Source organism: Parasediminibacterium sp. HNIBRBA5674 (assembly GCF_056745525.1).
In genome coordinates this window covers 133,768-145,587 of record NZ_JBQWIE010000004.1, presented here as the reverse complement: position 1 = coordinate 145,587, position 11,820 = coordinate 133,768, and the positions used below count along the sequence as shown (strand labels likewise).

Here is an 11,820-nt window from a genome sequence, read left to right as displayed (position 1 = left end):
TAGTTTTCTTAAAGTAAAATAGCAATTCTTCAAAACTGTATGTACCGTTTCTATCTGTCTGTGTGTCTATGTGGTTATTTTGATTAGAACAATTTCTTACTGTAAATGTTGTAACCAAGTAATCATTTTAATTTATAAAATACAGATATGGAAACCTTAAAAGGTAAAAATGTTTTGGTGGTTGGTGCGTCAGGCGGTATTGGTGGCAAGTTGACTAAGCTATTAAATGGTAGTAGTGCAAATGTGTACATAACTGGTAGAAGTGCCGATAAACTGGCTGTTGTTGCACAAGAAAATGGTATTGGTTACGACAGATTGTTTGTAATGGATATAGCCAATGAAGCGGCTGTAAATGAAACCGTAGCAGCTGTTCAAGCGGCTTGCGGCACCATTGATATTGTGGTGAATGCTGCAGGTATAGGTATTATTAAACCAATGGATACTTTATCGACGGCTGATTTTTTAGCAACGTTAAATACCAATTTAATAGGCTCTTTTTACTTGGTTAAAGCCATTTTGCCAAAAATGAAAGAAGTGAAAAAAGGGCTAATTATCAATATTCCTGGTGTATTGGGCAAAGTACCAATGGCTGGCGCTGCGGCTTATAGTGCAAGCAAATACGGCTTAGTAGGTATGATGCAAAGCATTAGAGAAGAAATTAAACGCACCGATATACGCATCACCAATTTATTTTTAGGTGGTGTTGACAGCCCTTTTTGGGACACAATAGATTTGCGTGTTCAGCGTGATAAAATGGTAGCGGCTGAAGAAGCAGCTAAAGCTATTTGGTTCTTATGTCAGCAGCCTGTCAGCGGTGTTGTAAGCGAAATGGTGTTGCAGCCGTTTAATCACCAAGCGATTTGAGAATTTTATACAACTTCTAATAGAAAGCGAGACTCTTTGTTTCGCTTTTTTATTGTAGGCAAATTGTCTCATTTTTCACTTAAATGAATGCTTTTTTAGAATAATATCAAAGGCGATTTTTGGTGTTGTCTAAAAAAAATGAAAAAATAAAAGTTAAGTATAGCAAGCCTTTCAGCGATTTTTTGGTAACAAAAAAATAATATTTTAGAGTTTTATTTGGCTATTCAAGGCTAGCACTATTATTTTGCACGCGGAGAGCTGGCAGAGTGGTCGATTGCGGCAGTCTTGAAAACTGTTGACTGTAACAGGTCCGGGGGTTCGAATCCCTCGCTCTCCGCTGAATAACAAAAACATTCAATCCCTCAAGGTAATACTTTGAGGGATTTTTATTTTCTAACTACAGATATTTACACCTCATTAAAACTACATCGTTGTGTTTGCTTTACCAGACTTAAAACTTTACATGTTGTTGCTCGGTTGTCGCCCAAGTGGCCGATTTACCGAACAGCATGATATTCTATTTGCCATAGGCGAAAACCCTAAAGCATTGGTGCCACAAATCCTTGAGTTTTGGCCAGAAGCGAAAGGTATTATTCATGTAGATGCTTTTAGAACCGTCACCTTTGTAGATGGTTTTGAGATTTCGGTGGTAGAAAAATCAGAGGTAATTGCTGACCAACCTAACAAGCTCTTCTTTATCAATTTAGGCGGTTATAAGCGTGGCGAGTTTGACGAATTTCATTATAAAATGTTGGTAGTAGCAACTAGTAAAGATGCTGCCATTGCGCAAGCCAAGCAAACGGCTTTTTATAAGCACACTGGCTTTGCAGGTGCACCATCGCATATTGATGATAAGTATGGTATTGATGTGGATGATGTGTTTGAGATTAAAGACATTTTGCCGAAGGCGCTAAAGAAAAAATACAGCCTTGCAATACAGCCAACAACCAACACTACCGCTGATGAATTGCATTTAGGCTACTATAAACTTGATAAACTGTAACGGATGAAAAAGGTAATAATTACTGGTGCTAATGGCATGATTGGTAGTTTGATTGTAGATATGTGTTTAAATAGGGCAGATGTGGCGCAAGTAACTTGCATTACTAGAAAGCCTTTGGCATTGCAACACCCTAAGTTGGTAAATGTGGTGCATGATAATTTCACAGATTATACTGCTATTACAGCGGATTTGCAACAGCAAGATATTTGCTTTTACTGCATTGGTGTGTACACTGGTCAGGTGCCTGCGGCTGAGTTTAATGCTATAACCATTGATTATACCATTGCCTTTGCTAAAGCTTTGCGAGAACAAAATACGAGTGCCACGTTTTGCTTATTAAGTGGTCAAGGCGCTGATAGCACCGAAAAAAGTAAGATATTATTTGCCAAAGCAAAAGGCATCGCTGAAAATCAATTATTGGCATTACAATTTGCCCATACATACATTTTTAGACCAGGTTATATTTATCCAGTAACGCCTCGTAAAGAGCCAAATAGTATGTATTTATGGATGCGCAGACTGTATAAAATAATGGTGAAAATTTACCCAAATGTGGGTGTAACATCGGTGCAACTAGCTGCTAAAATGGTAGCTATTGGCTTTGATGGCGGCACAAAAACCATTTACGAAAACGCTGATATTAGGGCTTAGAAACAGTTTGATAACCATGTTTATACTTTGCCGTAAGGCAAACACCACTATTTTTACCCACTTATGATGATGCAGGCATTTAGGGCAACACTAAAAATTGCCATCCCTTTAATATTGGGTAATTTAACGCAGGTTGCTTACGGTTTAATAGATACAGCCATGATTGGTAGATTGGGCTATCAAGAATTAGCAGCGGCTTCTTTGGTGTCTAATGTGGTGGCTATTCCTTTGGTGATAGGTATGGGATTAATGATTGCCATTACACCTTTGGTAGCTATTGCCAATGGCAAAAACGATTTCCAAAAATCATCTCACGTATTGTTTAATGGCTGGGTATTGAGTATAGTGGCAGGTGCGGTGTTGGCTGTAACAGTGCATTTGCTGGCTTTGTATGTAGACCATATGGGGCAAGAACCTGCGGTGGCTGCATTGGCAAAAAACTACCTCATTATTATGGGCTATTCTTTACTGCCTATGATGGTGTTTTTGGCTACCAAACAGTTTACAGATGCTTTACAATTTACCAAAACGGCCATGATTTTATCCATCATTTCATTGCCGATAAATGCGTTTTTGTGTTGGGTATTTATTTATGGTAATTTAGGTATGCCTGCTTTGGGTATAGATGGTGCAGGCTTGGCTACGCTTATTTCTAGAATTTTACTAGCTATCGCCATGATAGCGGTGGTAATAAAGCATCCATTATTTACACAGTACATACAATTGCGCAAGCAAGCCTGGCAAGTAAAACTAAGTACTATACAAGAGATGCTAAAACTAGGCATACCAAGTAGCCTGCAATACTGTATGGAAGCAGGTGCTTTTTCCATTTCTGGCATTATGGTGGGCTGGCTTGGTGCGGTTCAGCAGGCATCGCATCAGGTGGCATTAAACTGTGCTTCTACCACTTTTATGGCGTCGCTTGGGTTTTCTATGGCAGGTTCTATACGTGTGAGCGATGCGTATGGCCGTGGTAATGCATCGGCTATTGCTGCTATTGGCAAAAGCACTGCTATTGGTGGCTTGTTGTACGGTGCAATTTCTGGGTTATTGTTAATTGCTTTGGGTAAATATTTGCCTTATATTTTTACAAATGATGCCGCTGTGGTTACTACTTCTACGATGTTACTGTTTTATGCAGCGGTTTTTCAAATATCTGATGCTACGCAAGCCATAGGTGTAGGCTTGTGTCGTGGTATTAAAGATGTTGTGCGACCAACCATTTACGTAGCTATTGCTTATTGGGTAATTGGTATTCCTGTTGGGTACATATTGGCATTTACCTACAATATGGGTGCAGCTGGTATTTGGATTGGTTTGGTGGTTGGGTTATCTGTTTCTTCCATTTTGTTAAACCATCGCTTCTTTAAAAACATAAAAAATAGCTTTGTGTAAGCAATTTTTCTGGCAAATAATAGTACACTAGCTTATATGAAGGCTCTATGACGAGCAATGTAATGCTCTTGAAACACTACGTTACGTCAAAATGACCCTCAAACGCACAACGTAGCTCGGCGAAAGCATAACGTAGTAGGGCAAAATGTCAACGTGGCAGCGCAAAAGGGTAACGTAGCTTCGCAAATGGATAACGAGGTGGCGCTTGTGTACAACGTGATGCGTCCAGCTAGTGACGTAGTGATTCTTTAGGGCAACGTGGTGGGTAAAATGGGTAACGTTGCTTTTAGCACCCACTACACCTTCCCTTGAATACCAATTAAATAGTCAAACAAGCTCGTTTCTGATGGTAATTCTAGCTTTTTACGTAGTCTGTAGCGGCTTATTTCTACACCGCGTACTGAAATATTCATCAGTTGGGCTATTTCTTTGGTAGATAAATTCATACGTAAATAGGCACTTAGTTTTAGCTCATTAGGCGTAATGGTTGGGTGTTTTTCTTTTAGTTCTACCAAAAAGTCGCTGTGCACTTTATCAAAATGCTTGCTAAAATGTTCCCATTCTTTATCCATATTATCATCTTCACTTAGCGATTTGATGAGCTTTTTTATTTCTGCAATGGCCTGTGTATTATCAAGCCCTTTCATAATATGGGTGAGTTCGCTTTTTATCTTGGTTAATAACTCGCCTTTTTTTACCAAGTGCATGGCAGAAGATGCCAATTCTGAGTTCTTGAAATTAATATCTGCTTCTAGTTTTTCGTTACGAAGCGCTACTAATGCACTTTCAGTTTTGCTAAGCTCTAATTCACTAATGTACAGTTGGCGTTTTTGTTCTTCTTTAGCTATTGCTTGCCTTTTATCAAAACGCTTATGCTGCCATTTATTAAAATAATAGATGGCAGTGCCCAAAAGAATGAGGTAAAATAATTTTGCCCAAATACTTGCATACCAAGGTGGTAAAATGGTAAATGTATAAGCTGAAACAGCAGATTCGTTGCCCAAATTACTACGAACTTTTACTTCAAATGTGTATTTGCCTTCGGGTAAATTGGTGTATTCTTTCTCGGTTCTGTTGGTCCATTCGCTCCAGGTATCGTCAAAACCTTTGAGGCGGTAGCTGTAAGTAAGATTACTTTGGTAGCCAAATAGGGTAGAAGCAAATTCTAAATGAATGGTTTTCCAATTACTTTTAATACTCGGTATAGCGCTTGCATCCTGAATTTGCGCCTCGTTCACATCTTTAAAATAGCCCCCAAAAATGAGGCTATCTCGTTTGTCAATAATTTTTACAGCCCTTATTTGTACTTGCAGTTTTGGTAAATTGCTTTTGTATTTTTCGTAGTTAATATTAAAGAAGCCATTTTCGCCACCAAGAAAAATATTATTATCATTTACTGGGTAAATAAATTCGAAGCCACTAAGCATTTTATTACTCAGTTCAGGTAGGTAAATCAACATCGGTTCTTTACCCGAAAAGTCAAGCACACCAAGCGTTTTCTCATGAATAAACCACACATTGCCAGACTGGTCTTCTTTCAGGTAGCGAATACTTTGGTCGCCTAACAGCTTTTTGTAAAATGCCGAAGGTTCAAACGTGTTTTTAGCTGCATTATAGTTGTAAACGCCTTTTTCAGTGGCAATAACCACCTCGTTTTTTACTTTAAATACATGGTTGTTTAATAAAGATGGCAAGCCTTGTTGCGTACCAAAACTAGTATTGGTAAATGAGCTGTTGGTATTTTTTACAATACGATACACACCATGGTAAGGGTGCGATACCCAAATATGGTCGTTGTTATCTATGGCAAAAAAGCGAGAAGATTCGTGAAAATCTGGTACTTGCAATGTTTCTGTAAACTTGCCATTGTTATAATCAAAAAACGAAATGCCTCGGTAATTACCTGCAATCATTTGCTTGGTAGGAAAAGTAGCAGAGGTAGGTGTAAAATTCCAGTAGCCGCTATTGGGCGAAATGCTTTGTAGGCTGTTGTTAGTGATGGTAAAAGCACCTTCATGGTGGCCAAGTAGTAATTGGTTATTTATAGAAGAAAGTCCCCAAGTTTGCCCAAATGTGTTGCTAACCAATGAGAAATTCCCTTTGCTAAAGCTAATATCTTTAATACTATTTTCAAGTGGTACGCTATACAAGCCGTTTGAAGTGCCAATGTATAATCTGTTATCGTTAATGATGGCTGCATAGCCTGAGCCATTTTGTAAGGCAGGTGCAATGTGTTTAATAGCGCTGTTGTAGGCAATTAAGTCTATACCATTGTCAAGCCCAAGCCACAAATTGCTTTGATTATCAAGGAAAATATTGAGCACATTATTGTTTTGCAAACCTTCAGTTTTAGAAAAACGCTGAATGATATTGCCTTTTAAGTCAACAATATAGACACCATTATTATTGGTAGCTAAAGCCGTGTACTGTTGCGTAACTTTTGTAGCGGCATAAATACGATCGTTTTTAAACAATTGGTCGTTACTTGTGGTAAGTTTAGTCAATTGATTACGAGAAAGCAAATACATACCATTTTTAAGCGTGGTAACTAAAATGCTATCGCCTGTTGCGGGTAAAATGGCTGTAATTGGATCGTTATTGGCTAAAATATTGGTAGCAAATAATGGCTGCCAAATATTATTGGTAAACGTCATGATACCAAGCTTATAATCTTGTGCATACAATACATTATTGCAAATACCTAAATAAGCCCATTCGTTAGGGGCTTTAAATGTTTCAAAACTTTGGCCATTAAACTTGAATATTTTATTTACTGAGCGAAAGAAGATATTGTTTTTTACTGTTACAATATCCCAAACATCACCAAAAGCTCGGTCTTTAGCAGGAATTAATTGTGTTAAGGCTGTGTATTGTAGTAACCCATTTTTAGTAGGTGAGAAATAGCCTATTTCATCTTGACCACCAATATATACTTTATTATCGCTGCCAATAGCTACTGAACGTACATTAGTTTTATTGGGTAAAGGATAAACGTTCCAGTTTTTGCCATCAAATGTGAGTAAGCCTTCGTTATTGGCACAGTAAATAATGCCGTTTTTATCTTGTTGAATATCCCAGTTTTGTAAACCTGCATTATAGGTTTGTTTAGTATAATTAATAATATCTGGTAAGCCAATTGTATTTTGGCAAAAAGCAGCAATAGGAAAGCACAACGCTATTAGTAGTTTTTTCATTGCAAGTACACTCGTTTAAGATGTGAAAGTATAAAATTTACTGTGACGTAGTTGTGAGGTAGCTAAAGTTGTACTGAAAATAGCTTTTTTACGCTTATTTGATGTAGTAATGTTGTAGCAAAATATTAGTGTATAGATGTAGATAGCGATAGTTTCACTTCACAAATTATTAGAAAATAATTGCGTAGTAAAGCTTGCCTTAAATTACAACGATTGCCCTTTTTTCTCCCTAAGTATTATTGACTTACTACTCTTGCTTTTTCCTTTTCAATTTGACAGCCATTATAAAATGTAGTGGTGATGTTACTTTTTTATACAAAAACAGCCATATGCTTTGTCTCAATTTTACCAAGGTTACCAAAAGTGTTCTGCGTTTATTACTTTTTAGTTTATTCACCGTTTTTGGTTGGCAACAAAGCAAGGCACAAACTTTAGTATGGCAAGAAAATTTCGATTCATCTGGTATTAATCCCAATGTGTGGACGTATGATTTTGGGGATGGCAGTCAGCGAGCAGCTGGTTATGGTTGGGGCAATTCAGAGCTAGAATATTATACTAGTAGATCGCAAAATGTGTTTACAGAAAATGGTAATTTGGTGATTGCAGCGATAAAAGAAAATTTTGCCAATAGTGCATTTACCTCTGGTAGAATTAAAACTGAAGGCAGAATACATTTTAAATATGGCACTATTGAGGCAAGAATAAAGCTACCTAGCATGACCAATGGTCTGTGGCCAGCCTTTTGGACGCTTGGTACGGTTGGTGCAAGTTGGCCATCTATTGGTGAAATAGATATGATGGAAGCAGGTTCTTCTGCTGCACTAGCTGCTTTTGTAGGTAATAAACGAATCAGTTCAGCAGCGCATTGGAGCGATGCAAGTGGTGGTCATCAATACAATGTGCAATACACCGATGCGGCAGTAGATTTATCAGCCGACTATCATTTGTACAAAATGGTATGGACGAGCCAATACATTAAAATGTATTTAGACAATGTAGAGTATTATAGTTTTGATATTAGTGGTGGTGCTGCTGCTAATTTGAGCGAGTTTCACAATCCACATTTTTTATTGATGAATTTAGCAGTTGGTGGCCAATATGTAGGTATTTACAATGCGAATGGCATTACTGCGCCTTTGCCAGGCAAAATGTATGTTGATTATGTAAAGCTGTATCAAAATCCGGGTGATGAATTGTATGTAGGTAATAACAGTGCTAAGAGTGGTAATTTTGGTGTACTCACAGAAACAACACCCGTAGCAGATTCACTAAATTATGCTACCAATGCTACGCTATATTATTGGAATAACTTAACCAACATTACTAATGCAGCACCTTATGAAGGCAACAATTTATTAGCTGTAAGAGCTGCAAGTGGCAATTGGTTTGGTATGGGGGTTTCTAATAATTATGTGAACTTGAATGGCTTTGCAACTGGCTCTTTAAAGTTTCATTTTAAAACAAGTTATACAGGGCAGTTTAAAATTGGGCTAAATACTGGCCACGGTGAAACATGGTTAAATTTTGCTGCCGGCACTACAAAATATGGCTTGGTACGAGATGGCAATTGGCACGAAGTAACTATACCTGTTGCAGATTTTAATAATCCCAACATTGGTAATAATATCGATTTATTTTCGGTAAAAGGTGCGTTTATGTTTGCTGGTGATCCTGCAACAAGCACGGCAGATTTTTACTTCGATAATATCTATTTCTCAGGTGGTGTTTCTCAAAATCCTGCACCCACAGTAGCCATTACTTCGCCTACGGCAAATACTATTTTTAATGCACCAAGTAGCATTACCATTACGGCCAATGCTGCTGATGTCAATGGTAGTGTAACGAAAGTAGACTTTTATAAAGGCAGTACTTTAATAGGTACTGCTACTACAAGCCCTTACACTTTTGTTTGGAACAATCCTGCAAACGGTGTAGATTCTTTAATAGCTAAAGCAACAGATAATGAAGGTGCTGTAACTACTTCAGCTACTGTGATTGTTTTTGTATCGAATGCAAATAATGTAGCACCAAGTGTAAGCATTACTGCACCAGCAAATAATGCAAGTTTTTTAACACCTGCAACGGTAACCATAACTGCCAATGCCACTGATGCTGATGGTGGTATTTATAAAATAGCGTTTTACAATGGCAGTACATTACTTGGTACTTCTACCACAAGCCCTTATAGTTTTACAGGAACAATAAATACAGCAGGTAATTATGCCATTACAGCAAAAGCAATCGATAATGGTGGGCTTACCACAACATCTTCTGCTGTGAATATTACTGTAACAAACCCTATAAAACCTACTGTTAGTATTACATCACCTAGTAATAATGCTAATTTTTTACCGCCAGCAACTATTAATATTGCTGCAACCGCTGCTGATGCAAATGGTACGGTAACGCAAGTGGCGTTTTATAACGGTACTACATTGCTTGGTACTTCTACCACAAGCCCTTATAGTTTTAATTGGACCAATGTACCACTTGGTACTTATATCATTACTGCTGTGGCTACTGATAATGATGGTAACACAACTACATCTGATGGGGTAACTATTACTGTATCTAAACTGCCATGTGTAGGTACTGCTGTAAGTGGCGATTATAGTTATGAAGTATTTACAGATGCTGGTACAGTATATTTTAAATTTCATCCACTAAGCCCAATAACAGGTAGTGCGTCTGCCATTATTTATGTGCGTCCTGGTACAAGTGGTGCTTATCCTGGTTATAATATGACGGCTTCTGGTAGCGATTTTACATATAGCCAAGCCATTGCCAATGGCACAAACACAAGTTTCTATTTTTCATACAATGTACCCGCAGGTGGCGAAAGAAATTCAAGTACAGATCCTCATAGTTACGTAGTGGGTACGCAATGCGTGGCAGGTGCGCCTACGGTAAGTATTACTTCACCTACAGATGCAGCCAATTTTACGGCACCCGCAAGCGTAACAATTACCGCTACAGCAGCTGATGGTGATGGTACTGTAAGTAGGGTAGAGTTCTATAGTGGTGCTACATTGCTAGGTACATCTACAACTAGCCCGTATAGCTTCACTTGGGCTAATGTTGCTGCTGGTAGTTATGCACTTACAGCAAAAGCAGTAGATAATACCAATCTTACTACAACCTCTAGTACTGTAAATATTGTGGTAAATGCACCTAATACAAATGGCTACTGTGGTACTGCTGCCAATGGTGACTATGAATATAAAGCCGTTACCGTAGGCAACGTAGTTACGTTTACTATGCATCCATTAACGCCAATTGCTGGTTGTGCTTATGCTTTAATTTATGTGCGTGAAGGTTTAACAGGTGGTTATCCTGGCTATGCCATGTCAGCCTCTGGTACCGATTTTATTTTTACCAAAACCATCACAAGTGGTACACCTGTTAGTTTTTACTTTACTTACCAAACACCACCTGCTGGCGAACGTAATTCTTCTGCAAGCCCACATAGTTATACGGTTGGTGCAAATTGTACTGGTATTACAGGTACACCACCTACAGTAAGCATTACATCACCAAGTAATAATGCAACTTATACAGAACTAGCAAATATTACCATAACTGCCAATGCTTTAGATACAGATGGTACTATTAGTAAAGTAGAATTTTATAATGGCGCTACTTTAATAGGTACTGCTACTTCAAGCCCATACACTATTAATTGGAATAATGTGATAGCTGGTAATTATAGCCTTACGGCAAAAGCTACTGATAATAGTACGTTATCAACTACTTCATCTGAAGTGAAAATAAGTGTAAGCTTAGATAATTCTACAGGCTATTGTGCCACATCTGCCAATGGTGATTATAGCTATAAAGCAGAAACCAATGGCGGTAATGTTACTTTTGTTTTCCATCCACTAACACCAATTTTAGGTAGCAATAGTGCTTTGATTTATGTAAGAGAAGGTGCTGCTGGTGGTTATCCTGGTTACCAAATGACAGCTGTAGGGCCAGATTTTAGATTTACCAAAGCCATAGCTAATGGTACCGTTTGTAGCATTTACTTTACGTATGGTGTGCCTACAGGCGGCGAGAGAAATTCTGCTGCTAATCCACATAGTTATACAGTAGGTACGGTTTGTTTAACGGCTTTACCAGTTGTGTTAAGTAGTTATAATGTGGCTTTAATCAATCCATCTACCGTTGCTATCAATTGGGCTACAGCTACTGAAATCAACAACAATTATTTTACGGTAGAAAAAAGTATTGATGGTCGCAATTTTACCACACTTGCTACTGTATTCGCAAATGGCAACTCAAATAGTGCTAAAAATTACCAAGTAAAAGACAATGCACCAGCTAGTGGCATTAATTATTATCGCTTAACGCAGGTAGATAAAGACGGTAAACCCACTGTATTTGAAGTAAAGTCTATTGTAGTAGGCAATTTGGCTACATCATTACGTGTTTTTCCTAATCCTGTTACCAATAATCGCTTGCAAATTGTATTGAATGGTACAAATGCAAGTCATTTGAAAATGCAAATACTATCTATGCAAGGAAAAGTATTGTTAGATAATACATTACCTGCTTTAGCTAATACCATTAATCTACCATTATCTAATACCATGGCTAAAGGCTTGTATCTATTAAAAGTAGAAGGTTTTTCACCAGTAAAAATATTGGTGCAGTAAAATAGTTTTCAATTTTAGTTAGCTAAAAAGTCTCAGTTGTGAAAGTAACTGAGACTTT

6 protein-coding genes and 1 tRNA gene are annotated in these 11,820 nt (G+C 37.9%); 6 read left to right on the top strand and 1 reads right to left on the bottom strand.

Annotation, left to right across the window (positions count from 1 at the left end):
• Positions 1–147 precede the first annotated feature (147 nt).
• The 5 genes from ACT9TX_RS03685 to ACT9TX_RS03665 all read left to right on the top strand — a co-directional run bounded on the left by ACT9TX_RS03685 (position 148) and on the right by ACT9TX_RS03665 (position 3,913).
• Positions 148–864: an SDR family oxidoreductase gene (locus tag ACT9TX_RS03685; protein WP_481336855.1), complete on the top strand. Its 717-nt coding sequence runs from the start codon at positions 148–150 to the stop codon at positions 862–864.
• A 252-nt stretch (positions 865–1,116) separates the two neighbouring features.
• Positions 1,117–1,201: transfer RNA gene (locus ACT9TX_RS03680), tRNA-Ser, on the top strand.
• Positions 1,202–1,297: 96 nt separating this feature from the next.
• On the top strand, positions 1,298–1,867 hold the full coding sequence (locus ACT9TX_RS03675) for a DUF1543 domain-containing protein (RefSeq protein ID WP_481336854.1): 570 nt from the start codon (positions 1,298–1,300) through the stop codon (positions 1,865–1,867).
• 3 nt (positions 1,868–1,870) lie between these two features.
• Positions 1,871–2,518: an NAD(P)H-binding protein gene (locus ACT9TX_RS03670; protein WP_481336853.1), complete on the top strand. Its 648-nt coding sequence runs from the start codon at positions 1,871–1,873 to the stop codon at positions 2,516–2,518.
• A gap of 66 nt (positions 2,519–2,584) precedes the next feature.
• Positions 2,585–3,913, top strand: a complete 1,329-nt coding sequence (locus ACT9TX_RS03665) for an MATE family efflux transporter (RefSeq protein WP_481336852.1) — start codon at positions 2,585–2,587, stop codon at positions 3,911–3,913.
• Positions 3,914–4,209: 296 nt separating this feature from the next.
• On the opposite strand, the gene ACT9TX_RS03660 is transcribed toward ACT9TX_RS03665, so the two are convergent.
• Positions 4,210–7,107, bottom strand: coding sequence for a ligand-binding sensor domain-containing protein (locus ACT9TX_RS03660; RefSeq protein ID WP_481336851.1), 2,898 nt, complete (start codon positions 7,105–7,107; stop codon positions 4,210–4,212).
• 329 nt (positions 7,108–7,436) lie between these two features.
• On the opposite strand from ACT9TX_RS03660, the gene ACT9TX_RS03655 reads away from it, so the two are divergent.
• Positions 7,437–11,762, top strand: coding sequence for an Ig-like domain-containing protein (locus ACT9TX_RS03655; RefSeq protein ID WP_481336850.1), 4,326 nt, complete (start codon positions 7,437–7,439; stop codon positions 11,760–11,762).
• Positions 11,763–11,820: the final 58 nt, after the last annotated feature.